The 24811-nt window shown below is 59.8% G+C and carries 26 protein-coding genes and 1 tRNA gene; 10 read left to right on the top strand and 17 right to left on the bottom strand.

All coding sequences use genetic code 11. From position 1 onward, the window contains the following. Positions 1–115 precede the first annotated feature (115 nt). Positions 116–192, bottom strand: a tRNA-Met gene (locus AC1DXW_RS05065). 300 nt (positions 193–492) lie between these two features. Between AC1DXW_RS05065 and dinB the strand changes: the two genes are divergently transcribed. After that, the gene (dinB, locus tag AC1DXW_RS05060; protein WP_477752988.1) at positions 493–1554 is read left to right on the top strand and encodes a DNA polymerase IV; all 1062 of its coding nucleotides are present in this window, start codon (positions 493–495) and stop codon (positions 1552–1554) included. A 95-nt stretch (positions 1555–1649) separates the two neighbouring features. Here dinB and AC1DXW_RS05055 read toward each other — a convergent pair whose 3' ends face one another. The 4 genes from AC1DXW_RS05055 to AC1DXW_RS05040 all read right to left on the bottom strand — a co-directional run bounded on the left by AC1DXW_RS05055 (position 1650) and on the right by AC1DXW_RS05040 (position 6439). Next, positions 1650–2603: a hypothetical protein gene (locus tag AC1DXW_RS05055; protein WP_477752987.1), complete on the bottom strand. Its 954-nt coding sequence runs from the start codon at positions 2601–2603 to the stop codon at positions 1650–1652. A 19-nt stretch (positions 2604–2622) separates the two neighbouring features. Continuing rightward, positions 2623–4338: a proline--tRNA ligase gene (locus AC1DXW_RS05050; protein ID WP_477752986.1), complete on the bottom strand. Its 1716-nt coding sequence runs from the start codon at positions 4336–4338 to the stop codon at positions 2623–2625. A 143-nt stretch (positions 4339–4481) separates the two neighbouring features. Further along, the gene (locus AC1DXW_RS05045; protein ID WP_477759809.1) at positions 4482–6041 is read right to left on the bottom strand and encodes an AmpG family muropeptide MFS transporter; all 1560 of its coding nucleotides are present in this window, start codon (positions 6039–6041) and stop codon (positions 4482–4484) included. Between the two features lie 44 nt (positions 6042–6085). Next, entirely contained in the window at positions 6086–6439 is a 354-nt protein-coding gene (locus tag AC1DXW_RS05040) for an MGMT family protein (RefSeq protein ID WP_477752984.1), read from the bottom strand. 163 nt (positions 6440–6602) lie between these two features. On the opposite strand from AC1DXW_RS05040, the gene AC1DXW_RS05035 reads away from it, so the two are divergent. Beyond that, complete coding sequence (locus AC1DXW_RS05035; protein WP_477752983.1) at positions 6603–7610, top strand: DUF481 domain-containing protein; 1008 nt, start codon at positions 6603–6605, stop codon at positions 7608–7610. Between the two features lie 158 nt (positions 7611–7768). Here the strand turns inward: AC1DXW_RS05035 and AC1DXW_RS05030 are convergent, their stop codons facing one another. Then, positions 7769–7978: a cold-shock protein gene (locus AC1DXW_RS05030; protein WP_002554837.1), complete on the bottom strand. Its 210-nt coding sequence runs from the start codon at positions 7976–7978 to the stop codon at positions 7769–7771. Positions 7979–8331: 353 nt separating this feature from the next. Here AC1DXW_RS05030 and dcd point away from each other — a divergent pair, with 353 nt between their 5' ends. Both dcd and AC1DXW_RS05020 read left to right on the top strand, forming a co-directional pair. Continuing rightward, entirely contained in the window at positions 8332–8898 is a 567-nt protein-coding gene (gene dcd, locus AC1DXW_RS05025; protein ID WP_007940589.1) for a dCTP deaminase, read from the top strand. 107 nt (positions 8899–9005) lie between these two features. Continuing rightward, positions 9006–9215, top strand: a complete 210-nt coding sequence (locus AC1DXW_RS05020) for a hypothetical protein (protein WP_033047523.1) — start codon at positions 9006–9008, stop codon at positions 9213–9215. Between the two features lie 143 nt (positions 9216–9358). On the opposite strand, the gene AC1DXW_RS05015 is transcribed toward AC1DXW_RS05020, so the two are convergent. From AC1DXW_RS05015 to AC1DXW_RS04990, 6 genes are all read right to left on the bottom strand, one after another. Beyond that, positions 9359–10123 (bottom strand): ABC transporter ATP-binding protein, encoded by a 765-nt coding sequence (locus AC1DXW_RS05015; RefSeq protein WP_477759808.1) that lies wholly within the window; start codon positions 10121–10123, stop codon positions 9359–9361. A 13-nt stretch (positions 10124–10136) separates the two neighbouring features. Continuing rightward, entirely contained in the window at positions 10137–11255 is a 1119-nt protein-coding gene (locus tag AC1DXW_RS05010) for a succinylglutamate desuccinylase/aspartoacylase family protein (protein ID WP_477752981.1), read from the bottom strand. A 27-nt stretch (positions 11256–11282) separates the two neighbouring features. Continuing rightward, a complete protein-coding gene (locus tag AC1DXW_RS05005; RefSeq protein ID WP_477752980.1) occupies positions 11283–11993 on the bottom strand; it encodes an ABC transporter permease in 711 nt (236 codons plus the stop codon). Next, complete coding sequence (locus AC1DXW_RS05000) at positions 11990–12718, bottom strand: ABC transporter permease (protein ID WP_477759807.1); 729 nt, start codon at positions 12716–12718, stop codon at positions 11990–11992. Before AC1DXW_RS05000 ends, AC1DXW_RS05005 begins: the two co-directional genes overlap by 4 nt. 56 nt (positions 12719–12774) lie before the next feature. Then, positions 12775–13557, bottom strand: coding sequence for a transporter substrate-binding domain-containing protein (locus tag AC1DXW_RS04995; protein WP_477752978.1), 783 nt, complete (start codon positions 13555–13557; stop codon positions 12775–12777). A gap of 399 nt (positions 13558–13956) precedes the next feature. Further along, complete coding sequence (locus AC1DXW_RS04990; RefSeq protein WP_477752977.1) at positions 13957–16407, bottom strand: penicillin acylase family protein; 2451 nt, start codon at positions 16405–16407, stop codon at positions 13957–13959. A gap of 194 nt (positions 16408–16601) precedes the next feature. Here AC1DXW_RS04990 and AC1DXW_RS04985 point away from each other — a divergent pair, with 194 nt between their 5' ends. Beyond that, the gene (locus AC1DXW_RS04985) at positions 16602–17159 is read left to right on the top strand and encodes a cysteine hydrolase family protein (RefSeq protein WP_477752976.1); all 558 of its coding nucleotides are present in this window, start codon (positions 16602–16604) and stop codon (positions 17157–17159) included. A gap of 176 nt (positions 17160–17335) precedes the next feature. Here the strand turns inward: AC1DXW_RS04985 and AC1DXW_RS04980 are convergent, their stop codons facing one another. The 4 genes from AC1DXW_RS04980 to AC1DXW_RS04965 all read right to left on the bottom strand — a co-directional run bounded on the left by AC1DXW_RS04980 (position 17336) and on the right by AC1DXW_RS04965 (position 19099). After that, on the bottom strand, positions 17336–17542 hold the full coding sequence (locus AC1DXW_RS04980) for an SEC-C metal-binding domain-containing protein (RefSeq protein ID WP_007955014.1): 207 nt from the start codon (positions 17540–17542) through the stop codon (positions 17336–17338). Then, entirely contained in the window at positions 17539–18033 is a 495-nt protein-coding gene (locus AC1DXW_RS04975) for an LEA/WHy family protein (RefSeq protein ID WP_477753008.1), read from the bottom strand. The genes AC1DXW_RS04980 and AC1DXW_RS04975 overlap by 4 nt, the downstream gene beginning before the upstream one ends. A gap of 87 nt (positions 18034–18120) precedes the next feature. Then, entirely contained in the window at positions 18121–18597 is a 477-nt protein-coding gene (locus AC1DXW_RS04970) for a YchJ family protein (protein ID WP_477752975.1), read from the bottom strand. Positions 18598–18601: 4 nt separating this feature from the next. After that, a complete protein-coding gene (locus AC1DXW_RS04965) occupies positions 18602–19099 on the bottom strand; it encodes a DUF6231 family protein (RefSeq protein WP_477759806.1) in 498 nt (165 codons plus the stop codon). A 189-nt stretch (positions 19100–19288) separates the two neighbouring features. Here AC1DXW_RS04965 and AC1DXW_RS04960 point away from each other — a divergent pair, with 189 nt between their 5' ends. The 4 genes from AC1DXW_RS04960 to AC1DXW_RS04945 all read left to right on the top strand — a co-directional run bounded on the left by AC1DXW_RS04960 (position 19289) and on the right by AC1DXW_RS04945 (position 21963). After that, the gene (locus tag AC1DXW_RS04960) at positions 19289–19978 is read left to right on the top strand and encodes a PA1041 family peptidoglycan-binding anchor lipoprotein (protein WP_477752973.1); all 690 of its coding nucleotides are present in this window, start codon (positions 19289–19291) and stop codon (positions 19976–19978) included. A 90-nt stretch (positions 19979–20068) separates the two neighbouring features. Beyond that, positions 20069–20785 carry a PA1041 family peptidoglycan-binding anchor lipoprotein gene (locus tag AC1DXW_RS04955; protein WP_477752972.1) on the top strand — a complete coding sequence of 239 codons (717 nt, stop codon included), beginning with the start codon at positions 20069–20071 and terminating at the stop codon, positions 20783–20785. 148 nt (positions 20786–20933) lie between these two features. Continuing rightward, entirely contained in the window at positions 20934–21212 is a 279-nt protein-coding gene (locus tag AC1DXW_RS04950) for a DUF1145 domain-containing protein (RefSeq protein WP_477752971.1), read from the top strand. Next, positions 21205–21963 (top strand): collagen-like protein, encoded by a 759-nt coding sequence (locus AC1DXW_RS04945; RefSeq protein WP_477752970.1) that lies wholly within the window; start codon positions 21205–21207, stop codon positions 21961–21963. Before AC1DXW_RS04950 ends, AC1DXW_RS04945 begins: the two co-directional genes overlap by 8 nt. Positions 21964–22096: 133 nt before the next feature. Here the strand turns inward: AC1DXW_RS04945 and AC1DXW_RS04940 are convergent, their stop codons facing one another. Continuing rightward, positions 22097–22561, bottom strand: a complete 465-nt coding sequence (locus tag AC1DXW_RS04940) for a CopD family protein (RefSeq protein ID WP_477752969.1) — start codon at positions 22559–22561, stop codon at positions 22097–22099. A gap of 99 nt (positions 22562–22660) precedes the next feature. Here AC1DXW_RS04940 and dinG point away from each other — a divergent pair, with 99 nt between their 5' ends. Then, entirely contained in the window at positions 22661–24805 is a 2145-nt protein-coding gene (gene dinG, locus AC1DXW_RS04935; RefSeq protein WP_223458942.1) for an ATP-dependent DNA helicase DinG, read from the top strand. Positions 24806–24811 lie beyond the last annotated feature (6 nt).

The following is a 24811-nucleotide window of genomic DNA, read 5'->3' as shown; positions in this document are numbered from 1 at the left end:
AGAACGATTTCCGGTTTCGGTGTCATTGAGTATCCAGGCCTTGTTTCGGCGTTCGGCGCTACAAAACGAGCGCGCACAAAAAAGGCCACTCTTTCGAGTAGCCTTTTTTGATGTTTGGTTGCGGGAGCCGGATTTGAACCGACGACCTTCGGGTTATGAGCCCGACGAGCTACCAGACTGCTCCATCCCGCGTCTGTGTGGCTCATTCTATAGAGATGCGCTCGGGTGTCAACCTCCAATTCCGATAAAATCTCTTCCCGTTCAATCGGTTAGCGTTCAAAAGGGGAGGTCGATCGGTCTGTGAGGCAGGCAGGGCAAGGCCTGCGCGTCTATTGAAAGTAATTTTTCGATTGAGAAAATAAATTCACAATCGAATCTTCCTACGATTGGAAAAGAACATTCAGACTACTGGTGCTATATACAGGTGTCAGTGAGATACTGTTTGTCCGGCATGCCATGACGCCTTTTCTTTGCCATGAACACGGCTTTGCTATGACTCAACGCAAGATCATCCACGTCGATTGTGACTGCTTCTATGCAGCCATCGAAATGCGCGACGACCCACGCCTCGCCGGTAAACCACTGGCGGTAGGTGGGGCGGCGGACCGGCGCGGGGTGATCGCCACCTGCAATTATGAGGCGCGAGCGTACGGGGTGCGTTCGGCGATGTCCTCCGGGCATGCCTTGAAGCTGTGCCCGGACCTGACCATCGTCAAGCCACGCATGGACGCCTATAGAGAAGCGTCCAGGGAAATCCACACGATCTTTCGCGATTACACCGAGATCATCGAGCCGCTCTCGCTCGATGAGGCGTACCTCGATGTGTCGGACAGTGCGCATTTCGGTGGTAGCGCAACGCGCATCGCCCAGGACATCCGGCGCCGGGTCTCCAACCAGTTGCATATCACCGTGTCGGCGGGTGTGGCGCCGAACAAGTTTCTGGCCAAGATCGCCAGTGACTGGAAAAAGCCCAATGGCCTGTTCGTCATCACTCCGGACCAGGTCGAGGATTTTGTCAGTGGCTTGCCAGTGAGCAAATTGCACGGGGTCGGAAAAGTCACCGCCGACAAACTCGGCAAGCTGGGGATTACCGATTGCCTGCAATTGCGCGAGTGGGACAAGTTGGCGCTGGTGCGTGAATTCGGCAGCTTTGGCGAGCGACTTTGGAGCCTGGCCCGTGGGATCGATGACCGCGTGGTACATAACGACAGTCGCCGTCAGTCGATCAGTGTTGAAAATACCTACGACGTCGATCTGCCAGATCTGAAGAGTTGCCTGGATAAATTGCCCGAGCTGCTGGAGACCCTGGTTGGCCGCATGGCGCGAATTGACAGCAGCTATCGTCCGGGCAAGCCATTCGTCAAAGTGAAGTTCCACGACTTCACCCAGACTACATTGGAGCAGGCCGGGGCAGGGCGGGATCTGGGGAGTTATCAGTTGATGTTGACCCAGGCTTTCAATCGCGGCGGTAAACCGGTGCGGTTGTTGGGCGTCGGCGTGCGGCTGGAGGACTTGCGGGGCGGGTTCGAGCAGATGGAGTTGTTTGAGCGGTAAATTCTGAAACACAAAAGATCGCAGCCTGCGGCAGCTCCTAAAGAAGAACGCGATCTGTTGTAGGAGCTGCCGCAGGCTGCGATCTTTTTTGGGGTTTAGTTCAGCCCCGGATTCGCCACCAGTCGCTCGCCATTGCGGGCCAGCGACTTCAGGAACTCGCTCTGCAATTCTGGATCATTGCGCGTCAGTTCGATCAGGCTCTGTTCCAGCTCACTGGCTTCCTCTTCAAGACCCAGCTCCGACAGGCGTTTGACCCGGTGGACCCATTGGCTGACTTCGTCACCTTCGAGATCGTCATAAATCAACCCGTGGGCCTCATAGAGCTTGCTGCGCAAGTTGCTGCTGATGACCAGGGTGGAATCGTTGTGCACGTTGCCCTGGGCATCCTCAACACGGATCAGCAAGCGGCTCAGATGGTTGATGTCATGTTCGGCGAACGGGTTGTCCAGCAGATTCAGGCGTAACACGCCGTTTTTGTCGGTGGTCAGCTCGAAGGTTTCCTTGCCGGCCTTGACCTCGACCGGGCGCTCGCTCCAGGGCAGGCTTGAGTATTCCGTACGCTTGTCGCGCTGGACTTCATCAATGCCGGCCAGGTTCTGCTGCGCGCGACCGTGGGACTGCACGTTCATGAACGGGTTGAGCCCGGCGAAACCGTAGCTCAGCCAATCCTTGGTCATGCTGTCCGGCAGATTGCCGAGGGCGAACACATTGACCACGTTGGCACCGACACCCGCCACCACGGCCACCGCGCCCAGCGGGATTTCGTAAATCTCCCGCCAGGGTTGGTACGGCGTATAGCGGTCGTAGTGACGCGTGACTTCGTACTCGGTGACTTCGAAAGTCTTCTGCTCGTGAATTTTCACCCGCCGTTGCGGCAGCTCAAGCACCTTGGGCTCACCGACATCGATCTGCAGGCTGTGATCGAGCAATTTGCGCTCGACCCGTTCCTCTTGCTCGCTGCGTTGTGACATGTGGTTGGCACAGCCACTGACCAGCAGGGTGCCGCACAAGGCGGCACCACCGAGGCCTAAGGTGTTTCGCTTGAACATGACGCCTCTATATCTGGTATCAGCGGCGGATGCGAGCCTGAAGGAAGGACAGTACGTCGGCGACCGGCAGCGCTTGTGCGTCGGCCTCGGTACGGCTCTTGTATTCCAGGTTGCCTTCGGCCAGGCCGCGGTCGCTGACCACGATCCGGTGTGGAATGCCGATCAGCTCCATGTCCGCGAACTTGATGCCTGGGCTGGTTTTCTTGTCACGGTCGTCGAGCAGCACTTCAAAGCCGGCAGCGGTGAGTTCCGCGTACAGCTTGTCGGTGGCTTCACGAACCTGTTCGGTTTCGTAGCGCAGCGGTACCAGGGCAATCTGGAACGGCGCGAGAGTGTCGCTCCAGATGATCCCGTTTTCGTCGTTGTTCTGCTCGATGGCCGCCGCTACCACGCGGGACACGCCGATGCCGTAGCAGCCCATTTCCAGGGTGACCGGCTTGCCGTTTTCGCCCAGCACTTCGCACTTCATCGCTTTGCTGTACTTGTTGCCCAGCTGGAAGATGTGCCCGACTTCGATGCCGCGCTTGATTTCCAGGGTGCCTTTGCCGTCCGGGCTCGGGTCGCCGGCCACAACGTTGCGCAGGTCGGCAACGGTCGGAACAGGCAGGTCGCGCTCCCAGTTCACGCCGAAGTAGTGTTTGTCGTCGATGTTGGCGCCGATGCCGAAGTCGCTCATCAGTTCGACCGAACGGTCGATGATGATCGGCAGCTGCAGGTTCAACGGACCCAGGGAACCGGCACCGGCGCCAATGGCGTCGCGCAGTTCGCTTTCCGAGGCCATGACCAGCGGGCTGGCAACGCCTGGCTGGTTGGCCGCCTTGATTTCGTTCAGCTCATGGTCGCCACGGATGATCAGGGCAATCAGCTTGCCTTTCTCTTCAGCGTGCACCACGAGGGTCTTGATGGTTTTCTCGATCGGCAGGTTGAAGCCTTCGACCAGTTGCGCAATGGTCTTGGCATTCGGCGTGTCGACCAGACGCAGTTCTTCGCTCGGAGCGGCGCGCGAGGTTTCCCGTGGCACGGCCTCGGCTTTCTCGATGTTCGCCGCGTAGTCGGAACCGTTACTGAAGACGATGTCGTCTTCGCCCGATTCGGCCAGAACGTGGAACTCGTGGGAACCGGCGCCGCCGATGGAGCCGTTGTCGGCTTCAACAGGGCGGAACCTCAGGCCCAGACGGGTGAACACGTTGCAGTAAGCCTGGTGCATGCGGTCGTAGGTGACCTGCAGCGAAGGCTGGTCGGCGTGGAACGAGTAGGCGTCCTTCATGATGAATTCGCGGCCACGCATCAAGCCGAAGCGTGGGCGGATTTCGTCACGGAATTTGGTCTGGATCTGGTACAGGTTGATTGGCAACTGCTTGTAGCTGCTCAATTCGTTGCGCATCAGATCGGTGATGACTTCTTCGTGGGTGGGACCTGCGCAGAAGTCGCGACCGTGGCGATCCTTGAAGCGCAGCAATTCAGGGCCGTACTCTTCCCAGCGCCCGGATTCCTGCCACAGCTCAGCCGGTTGCGTGCTCGGCATCAACACTTCGAGAGAGCCGGCGGCGTTCATTTCTTCGCGAACGACGGCTTCGACCTTGCGCATTACCCGCAAGCCCATCGGCAGCCAGGTGTACAGGCCCGAGGCGAGTTTGCGGATCATGCCGGCGCGCAGCATCAGCTGGTGGCTGATCACGACCGCGTCGGAAGGCGTTTCTTTTTGTGTGGCGAGCAAAAATTGACTGGTGCGCATGGTTGGCCGTTATCGATTGCTGATGACGAGAAATGACGGAGCATTGTACGGGCGAGATCCGCTGGCGTACAGGCGTGCGGTCGGTGGTGTGGCAGGAGGGCGTGATTCACACGGCCCTCCGCGATTCTTCCTGCGTAATGAGCCTACGATTCTTCGGCGACCGGGGTCTGCACCGGTTCCGGTGTCGGTGTCGGACCTGCGCGGCGGTTCTCCTGGAACCAGTGCAAGGCGATCAACAGCAGGGTCGGGACGCCCAGCAGGGCGGTGATCAGGAAGAAGTTGTGGTAACCGAATTTTTCCACCATGACCCCGGAGTAGCCACCGATCAGGCGCGGCAGCAACAGCATGATCGAGCTGAGCAGGGCGTATTGGGTGGCGGAGAACTTGAGGTTGGTCAGGCTCGACAGGTAGGCGACGAACGCCGAAGTCGCCAGGCCTGAACTGAAGTTGTCCAGGGAGATGGTCAGCACCAGCATGTTGAGGTTGGGGCCCATGTCGGCGAGCATCAGGAACAGGATGTTGGTCGCCGCGGATGCGACGCCACCGATGAACAGGATCGGCAGGATGCCGAAACGCACGATCAATAGGCCGCCCATGCCGGCACCCACCAGGGTCATGATCAGGCCGAAGATTTTGCTGACGCTGGCGATCTGGTCCTTGGTGAAGCCCTGGTCGATGTAGAACACGTTGGCCATCACGCCCATGACCGTATCGGACATCCGATAGGTGGCGATCAAGCCGAGTAGCAGCAGCGCCTGCCAGCGGTATCGCAGGATGAAGTCGTTGACTGGCGTGAGCACCGGTGCCAGGCCGCGACGGCCCATGGCCGAGAGGCACAGGGCAGTGAGCGTGATATAGAGGATGGCCCGCAGGAGCGCGCGGTCTTCGAGCAGCAGGTCGAGCACGCTCACGCCTTCGAACAGTACGCTGGCGAAATCGGTGTAGTAGAGCTGGGTGAACATGGCCGGTACGGACACCAGCAATATGATCAGCACGAACACCGAGGCCAGTTGATGCACGAAGCTGTAGCGTCCGGCCTGCAGTTGCGTGCGCAACGGCACGGGTGGTTCGCGCATGAATATGGAAGTCAGCAGAGCCGGGACCATCAGTGCCCCGAACAGAATGTAAGTGCCGGCCCAGGCCGAATGCTTGTAGTTGAAGCCGGTGGAGCCAAAGCCTTCGGCGAAGTACAGCGCGCCTGCAGTCGCCAGCAGCGCAGCGACCCGGTAGCCGGACATGTAGCTGGCGGCCAGGGCGGCCTGACGATTGTCTTCGGCGATTTCCAGGCGATAGGCGTCTACCGCAATATCCTGCGTCGCTGATGCGAAAGCGACGACCACGGCAATGGCTATCAGCCAGGACAAATGCTTTTGCGGATCGCAGAAACCCATCCCGATCAGGCCAAGGATGACCAGTGCCTGGGACAGCACGAGCCAGGATCGTCGTCGACCGAGTTTGCCAAGCAATGGCAGTCGCCATTGGTCGAGCAACGGTGACCAGACCCACTTGAAGGCATACGCCAGGCCAATCAGGCTTGCATAGCCAATGGTTTCACGCGCCACGCCAGCCTCACGCAGCCAGACTGAAAGCGTCGAAAACACCAGCATGTAGGGCAGGCCGGCGGCGAAACCAAGCAGCAACAGCACGAGTGTCGAAGGGCTGGCATAAGCGGCGAGCGCGGCGCGCCAGGTTTTACGGGGCATGGGCTGGAGTCTGCCTCAAGAAATACGGAAACAAAGCGCGCACTCTAACCGCTGTGCTCTACCGGACGCCAGCCATGGCGCTGAATATCAACACGATTATTCAGGACACTGATGCCCTCCATGCGTAATCGTGCGCGCTGCTCATCGCCCGAAGGGCTGCCGACCGGCAGGCTGATACGCCCGTTTGCACCCAGAACGCGATGCCAGGGTAATTTGCTGTCGCTCGGCAATTGGCTGAGGGTGCGGCCGACCCAGCGGGCGGCGCGACCCAGTCCTGCAAGCTCGGCCAATTGACCGTAGCTGATGACTTTGCCCTCGGGAACTTGCGCCAGTGTCAGATACAGCGCCGTGCGTCGGATTTGCGCTGCACTCTCGGGTTCATCGGTTGGATCGGTCACGTCCGTCAGTCCTGAAGAAGTTTGCTTTACCGTCTTTAGAGTAATTCCTGTACGGATAGTTGAGAAATGGACTCAACAGAAATAGTCGGGTCAGTCCTTGTCAGGACATCATTCCTACGGATAATGCCGACTTTACTCGCAAGTCCGAGTCCGTATTTTGCTTATGTTGTCCAGATCCCTGCTATGTCTCGCCGTCCTTGGTGCTTCTTCTCCTTTGTTAGCCGATACCGTGTGGTTGAAGAACGGTGACAAGCTGAGCGGCAAGATCACGCTGTTCGATGGCGGCAAGCTGCTGATCCAGACCGAGTACGCGGGAGCGGTGATGATCGACTGGAAACAGGTCAAGACCCTGGACAGCGATCAGGAGTTGCTGGTCAAGCAGGATGCCTACAGTGGCGAGAAAGCGAAGTCGCTGAAAGCGGCGGACGCCGGCAAGGTGACGCTGGCCAATGGCGACGCACCGAAGACGGTCGAATTGGCGAGCATTCAGCAGATTCTCAAGCCAAAACCGGTGGTTGAGGATCTGGTGTGGAAAGGCAACGTCGATATCGCGCTGGATTACCAGCGGGCGGAAAACGACACCGATGACTACGACATCGATTTCAAGACCAGTGCGCGACACGGTCGCTGGCGGCACACCGCCGAAGGTGAATACAACCGTGAGTTCCAGGACGACGTGGTGACCACGGACAACTGGCGGGCCGAGTACTCCATCGACCGATTCCTGACCGACCAATGGTTCTGGCAGGGGCGCCTGGTGTACAAGCGCGACAAGGTCGAAGACCTTTCCCGTCAGCGCACCGTCGGTACCGGTCCCGGCTATCAGTTCTGGGATGACGAGCTTGGGGCGTTCTCCCTGGGCTCGCTGGTCAACCGCACGGACTATGAGTTCTCCGATGGCAGCAAGGTCAATTTCTACGCCCTGGCCATGAAATGGGACTACAACCGCTACCTGATCGGCAAACGCGTCGAGTTCTTCACCAATGGTGAGGTCGGCAAGCCGCTGTCGGATGTGGCCGACTACGCACTCGATGCCGAGATGGGGTTGCGCTACAAGGTGACTGACTGGGCTTCGCTGAACCTGAAGGCGGAGCGGGACATCATCAGCGGCACCGACGATGCGGATCTGGACAAGACACGCTACACCGCAGGATTTGGCGTGACCTGGTAAGACGCTAAAAGATCGCAGCCTGCGGCAGCTCCTACAGGGGAGCTATGTTCACCCTGTAGGAGCTGCCGCAGGCTGCGATCTTTTTACCTGTGAAAAACACACAGGCACAAAAAAGCCCCGCTGTTGAGGGCGGGGCTTTTTACTAAAGCAAGTACAAGTTAGATAACTTGAACTTCTTCAGCTTGCATGCCTTTCTGACCGCGGGTAGCGATGAAAGAAACCTGTTGGCCTTCTTTCAGGCTTTTGAAGCCGTCGGACTGGATAGCTTTGAAGTGAACGAACAGGTCGTCACCGGATTGTGGAGTGATGAAGCCGAAGCCTTTTTCATCGTTGAACCACTTAACGGTACCGGTTTGGCGATTAGACATGGTGTAACTCCTTGAACAAAGATAACTGCGACTCAGGAAGAACCCTGGCCGAGACTGAGTGCAAAGAGCAGGAAAAATTCTTGTAGATGGTTGGATCGAAATTCAACATATCGTGTAGAGATTCTCAGTGACACAAGCAGCACAGTGACGCCACCTTAACCCTTTTTCCTGAACGTGCCAATGCTTCTTGCGAAGGTTTCTCTGATTTAAGGATCGGCGGTGTGACGGTTCGTCGCCAGCGCAGGCAATTCCTGCCTGTTCGGCGAGAATTGCACCGCGGACTTTGAACCCGGCGGCGCGCCCGGTAAGATGCCGGACAGAATTTTTCGACCTCGCTATTCAGGACACCCGCCATGAGCATCAAATCGGACAAGTGGATTCGCCGCATGGCGCAGGAACACGGCATGATCGAGCCTTTCGTCGAGCGCCAGATGCGCGGCAGCGACGATAGCCGTGTGATCTCCTATGGCGTGTCGAGCTACGGCTACGATGTGCGTTGCACCAATCATTTCAAGGTGTTCACCAACATCAATTCGGCCATCGTCGACCCGAAGAACTTCGATGCCGGCAGCTTCGTCGACATCCACAGCGACGTGTGCATCATTCCGCCGAACTCGTTCGCCCTGGCCAGCACCGTCGAATACTTCCGCATTCCGCGCAATGTATTGACCATTTGCCTGGGTAAAAGCACCTACGCGCGCTGCGGCATCATCGTCAACGTCACGCCGCTCGAGCCTGAGTGGGAAGGTCACGTGACCCTGGAGTTCTCCAACACCACCAATCTGCCGGCGAAAATCTACGCGAACGAAGGCGTGGCGCAGATGCTGTTCCTTGAGTCTGACGAAGAATGTGAAGTGTCCTACAAGGACCGTGGCGGCAAGTATCAGGGCCAGCGTGGCGTGACCCTGCCTCGCACCTGAGTCAGCCGTCTGACAAATGTCGGGAATTCCTGAGCGGGCGTACACTCTATGGGGTGTACTGTTCCGACCCGCGCAAGGCGGGTCGGGCCATCGCTCAGGAGTGCCGAATGAAGATCGATCCGCGAATCAGTGCCGAACTGGCAAGGCTTGAACCCAATCAGGTGGGTGTTCTGGCCTGGTCGTTGTTGGCTCATCCGCCCGTCAGCATGGCAGGGGGGATCCCCGGCCAGCCTGATCCTGATACCCCGAATGAACAGCCTAACGAGCCGGGCGAACCGACCCTGCCGGATGAGCCACCGCCTGCGCCTGTTGCCTGATTACCCGGACACTACCAATCAAATGTAGGCGCGAGCCTGCTCCGGGCGGCGTTCCGACGATGGCGGTGTAACAGTCAACAATGAAGCTGATTGAACCACCGCCATCGCGAGCAGGCTCGCTCCTACAGGAATGTCTGTAGCCGTTACTTAAGGTTGCCGCTGAGGAACTGCTTCAACCGCTCGCTTTTCGGAGTGCCCAGTACGTCTTCCGGCGCGCCTTCTTCCTCAACCAGGCCCTTGTGCAGAAACAGCACCTGGCTCGACACTTTGCGGGCGAAGCTCATTTCGTGGGTCACCATGATCATGGTCCGGCCTTCTTCGGCCAGGCCCTGGATCACCTTCAGCACTTCACCCACCAGTTCCGGGTCCAGCGCCGAGGTCGGTTCGTCGAACAGCATGACTTCCGGCTCCATGGCCAGTGCGCGGGCAATCGCTACCCGCTGTTGCTGACCGCCGGACAGGAATGCCGGGTATTGGTCCGCCACACGGGAGGCCAGCCCCACCTTGTCGAGGTAGCGCCGGGCGCGGTCCTCGGCTTCTTTCCTGTCACACCCCAGCACCCGGCGCGGGGCCATGGTGATGTTTTCCAGCACCGTCATGTGGCTCCACAGGTTGAAGTGCTGGAACACCATGGCCAGGCGGGTGCGAATCCGCTGCAGTTCATCGGCATCGGCCACGTGCATGCCGTGACGATCCTTGATCATGCGGATGTTCTGCCCGTCGAGGCTCATGGCGCCGTCGTTGGGTTGTTCCAGAAAGTTGATGCAGCGCAGAAAGGTACTTTTACCCGAGCCGCTGGCGCCGATCAGGCTGATGACGTCGCCGGTCCTGGCCTTGAGCGAAACACCTTTGAGGACTTCATGGTCGCCATAGCTTTTATGCAGGCCTTCGATGGTCAATTTGTACATGGGGCGTGCATCCTCAAGGCGAAAGTAGATAGCCGCTGCGATAGGCTTCGGTGCCCGCGACGTGGGCGATCACCATGCCGGCAGTGGCCATGCGACGCAGCGAACGGGCGTACATCAGCCCGGCGGCGGAGCAGTGAACGGGAGTGACGCGATCGTTGACCGGATCAATGATCTCGGCGATCAGTTGCCCGGCTTCCAGGTACTGGCCGGGCCGCGCGGTGAACACCAGCAGGCCGCCGACGGGCGTGGCCACCGGTTCTACACCGGCCAGCGGTGTCGCCGGATAGGGCAGGTCGGGCAGGGGCGCGGGTTCGCCGGCGATCGCGCCGAAATGGATCAGGTAATCGATCAGTGCCTGGCAATCGAGGCTCGCCAGCGGGTGATTGACGTCGCCCTGGCCGCGCAGTTCGACGGTCACCGAAAAACTGCCCGGCGCAATGTCGAAGTGCTCGCCGAAGCGCTCCTTCAACTGCCACCAGAGCAGGGTGAAGCATTCGTCGAACGACTGACCGCCGGAATCGGTTGCCAGCAGGCTGGCTTCGGCGCCGATATAACGGGCCAGCGGCTCGACCAGTGGCCAGGCATCCGGCGTGGTGTAGAGGTGAGCGACCGCTTCGAAATCGCAATGCAGATCGAGCACCATGTCGGCGTCGCAGGCCAGCCGTTGCAGGGTCAGGCGCTGGGATTGCAATTGGGTGCTGGCGGTCTGCCGGGCCAGCGCATCGCACAGGCTGCTGCGGATCAGTTGCAGGTTGTGCTGCGGATCGTCACTGAGCTTGCCCTCTATCGCGTTGCCGACTTCCTCACTGAGGTCGACGAACCAGCGGTTGAAGTTCTGGCCGCTTTCCAGCTCGTAGCGGCCCAGCGGCACATCCATCAGCACCTGTTCCAGGCCCACCGGGTTGGCGATGGGCACCAGCACGATTTCGCTGCGCAGGCGACCGGCGGCTTCGAGCTCCGCCAGGCGTTGCTTGAGGTGCCAGGCCACCAGCATGCCGGGCATTTCGTCGGCGTGCAGGGAGGCCTGGATGTAGATCTTGCCGTTGGCCGGTTGTGGGCCGAAGTGAAAACTGTGGATCTGTCGCGCGGTGCCCGGCAGCGGGGCCAGCAGGTCATGTTTCTGGTGGCGCATCTGTTGTTTCCTGAAGCAGGTTGAGTGCTAGTGGGTCGGCCCGAGGAAGGCCAGCCATCGGCGTTCGGCAAGGCGGAACAGGCCGACCAGCGCAAAAGTGACGGTCAGGTAGATCAGCGCGGCGATGCCGAACGACTGGAAGGTCAGGAAGGTCGCCGAGTTGGCGTCCCGTGCGACTTTCAGGATGTCCGGGATAGTCGCGGTGAAGGCCACGGTGGTCGAGTGCAGCATCAGAATCACTTCGTTGCTGTAGTAAGGCAACGAGCGACGCAAGGCCGACGGCATGATCACGTAGGCATACAGCCTCCAGCCAGTCAGTCCGTAAGCCTTGGCGGCCTCGACTTCGCCGTGGTTCATGCTGCGAATGGCTCCGGCGAAGATCTCCGTGGTGTAGGCGCAGGTGTTCAGGGCGAAGGCCAGGATGGTGCAGTTCATCGCATCGCGGAAGAAGCTGTCGAGCAGCGGCTGCGCGCGTACGGCGGCCAGGCTGTAGATCCCGGTGTAGCAGATCAGCAGCTGGATATAGAGCGGCGTTCCGCGAAACAGGTAGGTGTAGAACTGCACCGGCCAGCGAATGTAGAGGCGCGGTGAAACCCGGGCGATAGACAGCGGAATCGAGACGATGAAACCGAAGAATATCGATGCGCTGAGCAACCACATGGTCATGGCCAGACCGGTGATGTTGTTGCCGTCGCTGTAAAGGAAGGGTTTCCAGTATTCCTGCAGGAGTTCGATCATCGTACGGCCTCCCGGGTACCGGCGGAGTAACGACGTTCGAGCCAGCGCAGAATGAAGTTGGACGCGCTGGTGATCACCAGATAGATCAGCGCGGCAAGTACCAGGAAGTAAAACAGCTGATAGCTGCTTTTGCCGGCGTCCTGGGCAGCCTTGACCAGATCGGCGAGGCCGATGATCGACACCAGGGCGGTGGCCTTGAGCATCACCATCCAGTTGTTACCGATACCCGGCAGGGCATAACGCATCATCTGTGGGAACACCACGATCCAGAAACGCTGGCCGCGCTTGAGGCCATAAGCGGTGGCCGCTTCGACCTGACCCCGTGGGACGGCGAGAATCGCGCCACGGAAGGTTTCGGTGAAATACGCACCGTAGATGAAGCCCAGGGTGATTACCCCGGCGCTGAACGGGTTGATCTCGATGTATTCCCATTCCATGTAATCGGTAAGCGAGGTCAGCCAGGTTTGCAGGCTGTAGAAAATCAGCAGCATCAGGACCAGGTCCGGAACGCCGCGAATGAGTGTGGTGTAGAGCTGGGCAGGCACGCGCATCAGTTTGACTTTGGACAACTTGGCACTGGCGCCGAGCAGTCCGAGCAACACGGCTACCAACAACGACAACGCCGACAATTTGATCGTCATCCAGGTGCCTTGCATCAGCAGCGGACCGAAGCCCTTGAGGCTGAAGGCAGAGAGCCCCAGATTTTCCAGTAGGTTTTCGAACATAAATCAGCAACCTGATCGGATGAAAAAAGCGCCCATCGAGAGATGGGCGCCGGGCATTATTTGCCGCTATACAGATTCAGATCGCCAAAGTGTTTCTTCTGAATGGTGGCGTAGGTGCCATCATCGTGTAACGCTTTGATACCTTTATCCAAAAGTGCTTTCAGCTCGGTGTTACCTTTCTTAATACCGACCGCTGTTTTGGCGGGTAGCAAAGCGTTGTCGACCGGCTTGCTGACATCGTAGTCGGCACCCTGTGGCGACTTCAGAAAGCCCAGTTTGGCTTGCAGCATGTCCTGAATCCCTGCATCGAGACGACCGGAAGTCAAGTCGGCGTAGACCTGATCCTGGTTGGCGTAGGCTTGGGTTTTCACGCCGGCCTTGTCCAGAACGGCTTTGGCATAGGCTTCCTGAATGGTGCCTTGTTCGTAGCCGACGGTCTTGCCCTTGAGCGAGGCGACGTCTTCAGTCACGCCAGAACCTTTCTTGGACACGTAGGCGGTTGGGCCGGAAAACAGTTCGCTGGAGAAGTCGATGACTTTTTCACGGGCTTCGGTAACGGTCATCGACGAGATCACACCGTCGAATTTATTGGCTTTTAGGCCGGGAATCATGCCGTCGAAGTCACTTTCGACCCACTTGCACTTGACCTTCAGTTCGGCGCAGATCGCGTTCCCCAGATCGATGTCGAAGCCAACCAGGCTGCCGTCGGCCGCTTTCGACTCGAACGGTGCGTAGGAAGGGTCAACGCCGAAGCGCAGTTCTTTGTACTCCTTCGCCATGGCGGAGCCAGCAGCCATGCACAACGCCAGTGCAGAAAGGGTCACCAATGCTTTTTTCATTATTCAATCCCTAAAAACCAATATGAGCGCTTGTGGCGCAGAATTATTGTTACTGGAAAGCGTCAGACCTGTTGAAAGTAGCAATTTCCGAACCAGAGTGCCGAACAAGCGTTTTAAAAGGTGTCTGGAAATAGCCGGAGACAGATTTATGCACGAAAACGGGCGCAGGGAAATGGCCGCACCCGTTCGACTCAAAAAGAAAAAATTTTGAGGATAAAAAGAAGGCTCAGCCGAGCAGATTTTGCAGGGTCGCCAAACTGTCGGCTTCGTCGACCGACTTGTCCTTGCGCCAGCGCAACCGCAACGGCGATTCAACATTCAACCTCTATTTTAAATGTTGAATCGCTATCGTCGGAACGCCGCCCGGAGCCGGCTCGCTCCCACAGGTAAAGGGCGCGGTTACTTTCCTGGTGTCAGCGTCATCCGAGTCTTGCCATAGGCGTTGTCGAAGTTCTGCGGCTGTATCGGCAGGCTCATGTACTGGCCCTTGAGCCACGGTTCGATGCTGTTGAGGTAGTTCGGGCTGGCCGGGTTTCCGGATTGGCCGGTGCCGTTTTGCGCCATCAGCGGCTCGGACTGGCCGAAGTCGACGATAAAGCGCATGGCTGGCGCCAGCGTAGTGTTGAAGTCCTGGCCCCAGGCGAAGGCAGCGGTGTTGAGCGTGGTGTGATCGCCACCGGCCGGCAGCGGTCCGCGTACGGTCTGGCCGCTGGTGTTCTTCCATTCATAGCGGTGCAGTTTGCCCCACTGCCAAGCCTTGTGATCACTGCCCAATTGGCTGTCGCCTGCGCTGATCGCTGCGGCGAGGCTGCGAGCGAGGATCACCGGTTTGTCTTCTTTCTGCGCGGTGCGCACGTCATCCCAGAATGGGCTGTCCTCACGCCCGAGCAAGTGATCGGCTTGGGCCGCGTAGGACAACTTGCCATCGGCGACAAAGGCCTTCCATGCCGGGCTGCTTTCAGGGCCCAGTTCATCGAGGAAGATCTGCCGGGCGCTTTCCTGCAGGAACAGTTCGTAGATTGCCGCATCGGTGGAGGTCGGGCTGAGCTTGCCGTCGAACGCCAACAGGCGGCTGTAGGCCTCGTGTGCCTTGGCGCGATCTGCCGCCGGCAAGGCGTCGATGGCTTGTTTGAGCGGCTGGGTCATACCTGGCGCTTCAAACATTTTCTTCAGCTTGGCAGCGAAGGTAGTGGTCTGGTCGTATTGCATGGCGATCAGGCTGCGGCTGTCGTGTTTGCCTGCGCCGGCCAGTTCGGCCAGGCGCTCGCCGCGCTCCGGAGCGGCCCAGGAATTGGACAATTGCATGCCGTAGCCATGGGGAATGACCCGCTGGTTGGCGGTGCCGAGCCAGCCTTGTGCCGGGTCCTGGTCGTACGGGTGCAACATCGGGTCGGCGTAGCCGTCCCAATCGTAACGACCTTCCCAGCCCGGTGAGGGCAGCAGACCTTCGCCTTCGCGACGGTTCGGGTAACGACCGGTGACTTGCCAGCCGATGTGGCTCGCGTCGGCAAACACCAGGTTCAGCGCGATGGCGCGGATTTCGCGGCTGGCATCAGAGGCTTTCTCGACGCTCTGGGCGCGGGACAGGTCGAAGAACGCGTCCAGGGTCTTGTCGTCGGTGAAGCTCGGCGTCTGCAAGGCCAGGCCGAAACCATTGGCCAGAGTGCTGCCCTGAGCGCTGTTGAGCAGCGGTCCATGGCGGGTTTCGTACACCGCTTCGCGAATCGGCCGCTGGCCTTTGACGAAATAGGTTTCGTTGCGCACGATCGCCGGCTGCCACTTCCCGGCATTTTCGTAGGTGAGCCCGTTGCCCTGGCGTTTGATCTTCTCCAGGAACAGGTCCTGGTTGTCGCCCATCACGGACGTCATGCTCCATGCCACCTTGCCGTTGAAACCACCGAGCACCATTGGCAGGCCCGCGATGGTCACGCCGGACGCCTGATACTTCGGCGCGCGAATCTGCACGTAACTGAACAACGAAGGCACGCCCAGCGGGCCGTGACTGTCACTGGCCAACAGGCTCTTGCCGCTGCGGCTGCGTTGCGGGGCGATAGCCCAGTTGTTCGACGAGGTGGCGCCGAGCAGGTTCAGGTCCGACAGTTGCCCGGTGGCCTTGCTGAGTTCGGCCAGCCCCGGCACTTGCCCGTTGAGTTTGATGCCTTGCAGTTTTTCGCTTTCGGCGACCGGCAGTTTTTCGTCGGGAGCCGACGGCGTCAACCACGCCAGTTTGTCGGTGGTGACAGTCTGGGCCAGTACCAGCGAGGAAATTTCTTCCGGCAGGTTGGTCGACTGGCTGAAGTTCAACAGGCAGAAAATCAGCGCCGAATCTTCCGGCTGCCAGTATTCAGGCTGGTACCCGGAGGCCGCGAGGTCCGCCGGCAGTTTGTCGCGGTAGCGGAACAGGTAGGCGTTGACGCCGCGCGCATAGACTTCGAAGAAGCGCTTGAGGCGCGGCGAAGAGGCCTTGTACAACTCGCCGGCACTTTTCTTCAGGTTGACCGCCCGCATGTAACGGTCGGCATCCAGCAGCTGCGCACCGTGCATCTCGGCCAAACGGCCCTGGGCCAGCAGGCGCAGGGTGACCATCTGCGTGATGCGGTCGCTGGCATGCACGTAACCGAGGGTGAACAGCGCGTCGTGGAAGCTGTTGCTTTCGATCAGCGGCATGCCCATGGCATTGCGGCGCACCGAAACGTTTTGCGCCAGGCCCTTGAGCGGCTGTACGCCGGAGGTCGGCGGGAGGGTGTCCTGGGCGTTGAAGTTCTGACAACCGGTCAGGCTCAAGGCACCGGCCACTGCTGCGGCAACGCCGAACCGGGGTAGAAAATGAGTAAGGGCTGGCGAGGCCATGGCAAAGCTCCTGCGGGGGTAGAGGCGGCGGCGCGCAATAAAGGCGCTACGTTAGTGAGCAGGAGGTGGCCGTGCAAGCGGGGTACAAGGTTATTTCAGGATTTGTCTGATAAACCGAAAAAATCACGGCCTTGCCAGTCGCAATGGGTGATGTTGAAGTGCGACACGGTCAACAATCCTGGAGAAAAGTCGGCATGGAGCTCAAGGCAAACGCGGCACTGATCATCATCGATCAACAGAAAGGCATCCTGCATCCCAGACTCGGCCGCAGGAATAATCCTCAGGCTGAAGAGCGCATGCTGGAATTGCTCGGTCATTGGCGGCGCACCGTTCGGCCGGTGATCCATGTGCAGCACCTGTCCTGCTCGGAGGACTCAGTGTTCTGGCCGCAGCAGTCGGGGGTGGAGTTTCAGGAACGGTTTCAGCCCATGGCCGGTGAACGCTTGATCCAGAAGCAGGTGCCGGATGCGTTTTGTTCGACGGGGTTGGAGGCGCAGTTGCGCGAGGCGGGGATCGGGCAATTGATCATCGTCGGTGTCGCGACCCACAACTCGGTGGAATCCACGGCGCGTACCGCAGGCAACCTGGGGTTTGATACCTGGGTGGCCGAGGATGCGTGCTTTACCTTCGACAAGGCTGATTTTTTCGGCCATGCCCATAGCGCCGAAGAGGTGCATGCGATGTCGCTGGGGAATTTGCACGGTGAGTATGCAACGGTGGTCAGTACTGCCGACCTATTAAAGGCTGACTGAAAAACCTGTAGGAGCAGCCGGTCGACGCTCGATTGCTCGCGATGGTGTTTCAGCTACACAGATGTCGACTGACACACCATCGCGAGCAAGCTCGCTCCTACAAGGGAACTGCATTCACAGCACAGGTCTGCTCGCGAAGGCGATTCAACAGGCGAAGCAAGCCTTCGCCCGAAGCATCAAGCGCCGTGGCACTTCTTGAATTTCTTGCCGTTTCCGCATGGGCACGGATCGTTGCGGCCGACGTCCTTCAGGGCATTGCGCACCGGTTCCTGGTGAGCGTGGCCGCAGTTCGGACCGTGGACATGGCCGTGGTCGTGATCATGGTGGTGATGGTCATGATCGTGGTTGCAGTCAGGGCCGTGGACGTGGGGTTGCTGGGTCATCGGTGTTGCTCCGGAATTAAATCGGCGGCGATTATCACGCCATTGCGCGCCAGGTGCACGTAGTGGGCGATGAATATACCGGTTTCCAGTTCACCTTCCAGACGATAGGGAATGGGTTGATCGGATTTTTTCAGCAGTTTGACCAGATCACGGACCTTGGACCACAGGTTGGTGCGGATCGGCACCTTGAAGTAAGCGCTGTGTCTGGGGCCGATGGTGAACCAGTGTTCGTACTCGCCATCGGCCAGCAGTATGTCACCCAAGTGAACGCGGTACTCCAGACTGCGCACCGTCAGGTCACTGTCATTGGGGTTGTCGATGCGAAAGTGCAGGAGGAATTTCTGTTCCAGCAGTTTGGCGCTGACCACCTCGATCTTCACCAGATGGACCTCGGGGTCCGGCAAGTCGTCGCCGAACCACGATGCACAGCCGCCGAGCCCGAGTGTCAGGAACAACGTGAGCAGATAGAGTGCGCCGCGGCGGATGATCATCGTGGTGTTTCTCCCTTGAGCCTCAGTCCAGACCCAAAAGATCGCAGCCTTCGGCAGCTCCTGCGGGGTGGACAGACATTCCATGTCCTAACTGCTGAAATACCCTGCGCAACACTTCTTGAACTTCTGCCCACTCGCGCACGGGCAGGTGTCATTGCGTCCGGGCTTGAGCTGCACGGTAGGGTCGATGAAGTACCAGCGCCCGGTGTTTTGCACAAATGACGAACGCTCGTGGTGGCTGTGCTCGCCACTACTGTCGTGCCAGCGTGCAGTGAAGGTCACGAAGGCGTGTTCAGGCTGGCCGCCCAGCACTTCGGAGCTTTCCACCTCAAGGCCCAGCCACGTGCTTTGCGCGCTCCAGTCGCTGATCGATTGACGGTCCAGGCCGGCCTGCTGGGCGGGCAGGGTGGTGGTCACCAGATAGTCGACCAACCCCAGCACGTAGGCGCTATAGCGCGAGCGCATCAAGGCTTCGGCGCACGGCGCCGGGTGCCCGGCATGGTAGTGACCGCAGCAGGCGTCGAGCAGGGTGCCGCTGCCGCAAGGGCAAATGGATGTACTCATTGCATTACCACCAGTATTTCCCGAAGTTTTCCGGATTGGCCCAGAAGCGCGAATTGAGCCAGTCAGGGACTTGTTTGTATTCAAGCAGATCGTAGGTGAACAGGGTCAAGACCTGTTCGTCCCGTTGAAAGCGTTCGCTGGCTTGCAGGGCCAGGGAGAAAAAGTCGGTTTCCTGCCAGCCACACGCTGGCAGATCCGCCAACACGGCGATGCGGCTGGCGTTGAGGTTGCGAATGCCGCCCAAAAGATTCAGGCCGTTGCGCTTGGGCAAATGCTCCAGGCAATCGACCACCAGGGCCAAGTCGAATCGGCGGGCCGCCAACTCGTCGGGCAACGGCCCGGGGGCAGCGAAAGCGACGCTGCTGTCCGGGTGAGCGAGCTTGAAAGCCTCCAGCGCCGGGAACTCGCTGGCGCCGATCAATAACAGGCGCGCGGGGGCATATCGGTCAAGTAAAGCGGCCAGTGCCTGCTGCGGCGTGCGCGAAGAAATACCTGCAATCATCGAAGATCCTCAATCAGATCTGCCAAGACTAGCCTGACCGAACGTTCGGGCCTAGAGCGGCCTGGCGACAAAAGCGTCAACCTGTCGTTAATACACGAATAAACCGCATGGCCTATTGCTGGCGGAGATTAAAACTCGGGTCTTTACTACCTGAATCGGTTCCAAGCCGATCCCTCAGGAGAAAACTAGATGAGCATAGTTCGGACAGCATTACCCTTGGTTCTGCTAACCAGTGTCTTGACTGGTTGCGCAGGTTTGCAGAAAACCGACTGGCCGACCTGTGCGGCGGTCGGTGGTGTCGTGGGTGCGGGCCTCGGTGCGACCGAAAGCTCGGCATGGGCAGGGTATGGTGCTCTGCTCGTCGGCGGTACGGCAGCGGCTTATTGCTGGGTGCACGGTGATGGCGACGAAGACGGCGATGGTGTGCTGGATAGTCGCGACAAGTGCCCAGGCACGCCTAAAGGCGTTCGGGTCGATGCCAACGGTTGCCCACCACCAGCACCTGTGGTCGAAGAGGCGGTTGTGGTCAAGGAAGAAACCATCGTCATCCGCGATGTTCACTTCCAGTTTAATAAGGCCACGCTTACCGCGTCCGACAAACAGGTACTCGACAAGATTGCCGCTCGCCTGAAAGCCGAAGCCCCTACTGCTCAACTGACCGTAACCGGCCATACCGACAGCGTGGGCAGCGATTCCTACAACCAGAAACTGTCGGATAAACGCGCCCACTCGGTGGTTGAATACCTCATCGAACAAGGCGTACCTCGCAGCAACTTCGTGTCGGTTGTCGGTGCCGGTGAGAGTCAGCCAGTTGCGGACAACAAAACCGCTGACGGTCGTGCACAGAACCGTCGTACGGAAATCAAAATCCAGCGTTAAGCCCCCTCGCATCCGCGCCTTGTGCAGTCGCGGATGCGGGTCTTTACTCCTGTGTAACCGGTATTGGCCGGTGACACAGGAGCTTTCAACATGATCGTTCTCACAAGGACCGTCTTGCCGGTTGTGCTACTTGGCAGCCTGTTGAACGGTTGCGCGACCCACAGCGATGGCTCTGCCCCCCTCAATCAACGAACCTGGCCAATCTGCAGCCTGATCGGCGGCCTGGTCGGTGGTGGTCTGGGCGCAATCGAGAGTGGCGGTTGGGCAGCGGGTGGGGCGGCGCTGGGTATCTTGTCCGGCGGCTTGATCTGTTATGCCCAGGATGGCGACGAAGACGGCGACGGCGTTTTCGACCGACGCGACCGTTGCGCTGATACTCCCGCCAATACCCCGGTCGACCATCGCGGTTGCCCGGCGCCGCAGTATCCGGCCAGCGTCAAATCCGAGCCTGCGCAATCCGAAGTCATCACCCTGAGCGATGCCGGCGACGTGCTGTTTGCCTCCAGTCAATCCGGCCTTACCCCGACGGCCAAGAGTCAGCTGGACGCGCTGATGAGCAAGTTCGAGGATGCCGATGTGGTCAGCATCAAGGTGGTCGGCCATACCGACAGCGTCGGTTCGGATGCCTATAACCAGGCCTTGTCGGAGCGGCGTGCCAGCAGCGTGGCGGAATACCTGTTGAGCCAGGGTGTGGCGCCGAACAAAGTCACCAGCGAAGGCAAGGGCGAGAGTCAACCGATTGCCGACAATGAAACAGAAGCAGGCCGTGCGAAAAACCGTCGCGTGGACCTGCATGTAAATCGCTGAGCCATGAGATAGAGCAGTCGGGCGACAGGTGTGAGCGCTGTGACGGCCGTTCGGCGGCCTACATGAAGATTTTTCCGTTGCCCTCTGGCTTATCCCGCGTGGAAGCCGTTACTGTGCGTGCAAACAATAATTTACATCGGGGGCGCGTATGAAAGTCTTATGGGGGCTGGGGCGGTTACTGACCTTGCTGTTCTGGTCGGTAGTGCTGCTCAATCTGCTCACACCGTTTGTCTTTCCGCTGCACCCGTTGGTCAACCTGGCCGGCGGCCTGTTGGGCTTCATCCATCTTCTGGAAGCGTTGCTGTGCTATCGCAGCCTTCGAGGTCGCGCTCATCCCTGGCTTGACCGCCTGAAGATCGTCATTTTCGGCGTATTCCACCTGCAAACCATTCCAGCCCCCACCGCTTCGAAGGCTTCCCATGCGTAAACTCTGTCTGCTCGCCGCACTCATCAGTCCATTGGCCAGCGCACAGGTGGTGAGTGTCGAACCCAACTCGCTGATGCGCTTGCCCAACACCGCCAGTACTCTGCAACTGGAACGCCTGGAAGTGGCCGATTACGGCACCTTGCTGATTCCCTCGAACGTGACCGAAGTCACCGTGGGTGAATTGCATCTGGGGCGTGAAGCGCGCATTGCCATCGTGCCGGGGGAACAGGCGCTGGCGCTGAAGGTCCGTCGCGCTGATTTGTCCGAAGGCAGCCAGATCACCGCCCGTGGCGCCCCCGGGACTTACCAGAAGGCGGCTCGATCCGGGCGCAATCTTGATTTGCAGATCAAGGCACTGAACGCACCGCAATTGATCGTTGATGCTCGTGGTGGTGCGGGCGCGCCGGGGTTCGTTGGTCTTGACGGGGCCAATGGCCAGGCACCGGGCTGCACCTGGGGCCAGGCCGGTCGCGGTGCTGATGGCAGCGATGGCAGTAACGGCCAGCCAGGGGCGCCGGGGGCACTGGTTAAACTGGCAGTACCGCATGAATTCCCGGCAGACCGGATCAAGGTTCAGGTGGCCGGCGGTGCCGGTGGCCTGGCCGGCCCGGGCGGCAAACCGGGCGCGGGTGGCAAGGCCAAGGGCTGCCTGATTTACAAGGCCGATGGCGGCAAGAGCGGTAAACCTGGCACCGACGGGCAGCCGGGGCCTGAAGGCGCGGCGGGTTCGGTGACGGTGCAGCGGTTGTAAGCAATCGCCGAAATGTGTGTCGTCTAGTCGATTGTCTTCGCGGGCAAGTCGGATCGCCGCACCACCGCTCCTACATGGATCACGGAACCCTGTGGGAGCGGCGGTGCGGCGATCCGACTTGCCCGCGAAGCTTTTAAAGCGTCGGCCGAGCCGCTGCAATCGCCACCACCGCCAAACCCACCAACAGATTGATCCCCACCAACTGGCGAATCCGCCCCAGCACACCGGCACCCGCGGGCCAGTCCTGCCCGGTCACGGCGGTGCGCAGTTCCGGCAGCATCAGCGCCTGAATGCGGATAAACAGCGCGGTCATCACCACATACAAACCCATCATCACCTGCACATAGCGCGGTGCGGTTTCAAAACCATTGAAGTGCAAATTCAGCATGCCCACGCCGCTGACCGGCAGCAGAATCACTGCCACCCAGACCCAACGAAAGAAACCCTGAAACACTTCTACCCACAGTTTCAGCCGGGCAGGGCCTTCCAGCGCCTTCATCGCTGCGGGGCGCAGGACCATCCAGGCGAAAAACATGCCGCCGACCCAGACCAGGGCCGCCAGTACATGCAGGCTATAAATGAGGCTAAAAGGTGTCATTGGGTTACTCCGTTCTGCGCGGTATTCATTAGCGGGGTATGATAGCGACCGAACCGAACCACTGAAAATTTATCCAGCGTTTTTTGCGCCCGACAATCCATGATCAGCACCGAACTCAAAACCACGATCCAGGGCGCCTACTCGCGTTTTCTCGAAGCCAAGAGCCTCAAGCCGCGTTATGGCCAACGCCTGATGATCGCCGAAGTCGCCAAGGTCCTGGGTGACATCGACACCGACGACGAAGGCCGGCGCAGTGGCGACCCCGCGATAGTCGCGGTGGAAGCCGGCACCGGTACCGGCAAGACCGTGGCCTACAGCCTGGCGGCGATTCCCACGGCGAAGGCCGCCGGCAAACGCCTGGTGATCGCCACGGCCACCGTGGCCCTGCAAGAGCAGATCGTCTACAAGGACTTGCCCGACCTGATGCGCAACAGCGGGCTGAACTTCAGCTTCGCCCTGGCCAAGGGACGCGGGCGCTACATGTGCCTGTCCAAGCTCGACATGTTGCTCCAGGAGGGCCACGCGCAGACCGCCACGGCACAGTTGTTCGAAGAAGAAGGATTCAAGATCGAGGTCGATGAGGCCAGCCAGAAGCTGTTCACCAGCATGATCGAGAAGCTTGCCGGCAATAAGTGGGACGGCGACCGCGACAGTTGGTCCACCGCCCTGGAAGACGCCGACTGGGCACGCCTGACCACCGACCACAGCCAGTGCACCAACCGTCATTGCCCGAACTTCGGCCAGTGCGCCTTCTACAAGGCCCGCGAAGGCATGGGCAAGGTCGACGTGATCGTCACCAACCACGACATGGTCCTGGCCGACCTGGCCCTGGGCGGCGGCGCCGTGCTGCCGGACCCGCGCGATACCATCTACGTGTTCGACGAAGGCCATCACCTGCCGGACAAGGCCATCGGCCACTTCGCCCATTACACGCGCCTGCGCTCCACCGCCGACTGGCTGGAAACCACCGCCAAGAACCTCACCAAACTGCTGGCCCAACACCCGCTGCCGGGGGACCTGGGCAAGTTGATCGAGCAGGTGCCGGAGCTGGCGCGGGAGATCAAGACCCAGCAGCAGTTCATGTTCACCGCGTGCGAGCAGATTGCCGATTTCAAACCCGGCGAAGACGTTGAAGGCCGCGAGCGCCCGCGTCACCGATTCGTCGGCGGTGTGATTCCCGAGCACATGCGCGAGATGGGCATTGAACTGAAGAAAGGCTTCGCGCGGCTGACGGACTTGTTCACCCGCCTGACCGACCTGCTCAAGGAAGGCATGGATGGCGAGGTCAACATCGGCATCGCCAGCAACCAGGCCGAAGAGTGGTATCCGCTGTTCGGCAGCCTGCTGTCGCGTTCTTCCGGCAACTGGGAGTTGTGGACTGCCTTCACCGTCGAAGATCCGGAAGACAACCCGCCCATGGCCCGCTGGCTGACCCTGGCCGAGAGCGGTTCACTGTTCGACATCGAGGTCAACGCAAGTCCCATCCTCGCGGCGGAAATGCTTCGTCGCAACCTGTGGAACGTGGCGTATGGCTGTCTGGTGACTTCGGCGACCTTGACCGCCCTCGGCACCTTCGACCGCTTCCGCATGCGCGCCGGCCTGCCGAAAAAGGCCGTGACGGCGGTGGTGCCAAGTCCGTTCCATCACGCCGACGCCGGTGTGTTGCGGGTACCGAACCTGAACGCCGACCCCCGTGATGCAGCGGCGCATACCGCCGCGATCATTCGTGATCTGCCTGAATTGGTCGAAGGCTCGCGGGGCACGCTGGTGCTGTTTTCCTCGCGTAAACAGATGCAGGACGTGTTCGATGGCCTGGATCGCGACTGGCGCAAGCAAGTGTTCATCCAGGGCAACCTGTCGAAACAGGAAACCCTTAACAAGCACAAGGCGCGAGTCGATGGCGGGGATTCCAGCGTGTTGTTCGGCCTGGCGAGCTTCGCCGAAGGGGTCGACTTGCCCGGTGCCTATTGCGAGCACGTGGTGATCGCCAAGATTCCTTTCTCTGTGCCCGATGATCCGGTCGAGGCCGCACTGGCCGAGTGGATCGAAGCCCGGGGCGGCAATCCGTTCATGGAAATCTCCGTGCCGGACGCCTCGCTGAAGCTGGTCCAGGCCTGCGGTCGCTTGCTGCGCACCGAAGAAGACCGCGGCACGATCACCTTGCTCGACCGGCGCCTGGTGACCCAACGTTATGGCAAAGCCATCCTCAACGCGTTGCCGCCGTTCCGTCGAGAAATTTCCTGAAACACT

The sequence above is a fragment of the Pseudomonas sp. P4_C4 genome, assembly GCF_056402055.1.
Note: the sequence above shows the minus strand (reverse complement) of the source record. Positions and strands in the feature narration are given on the sequence as shown.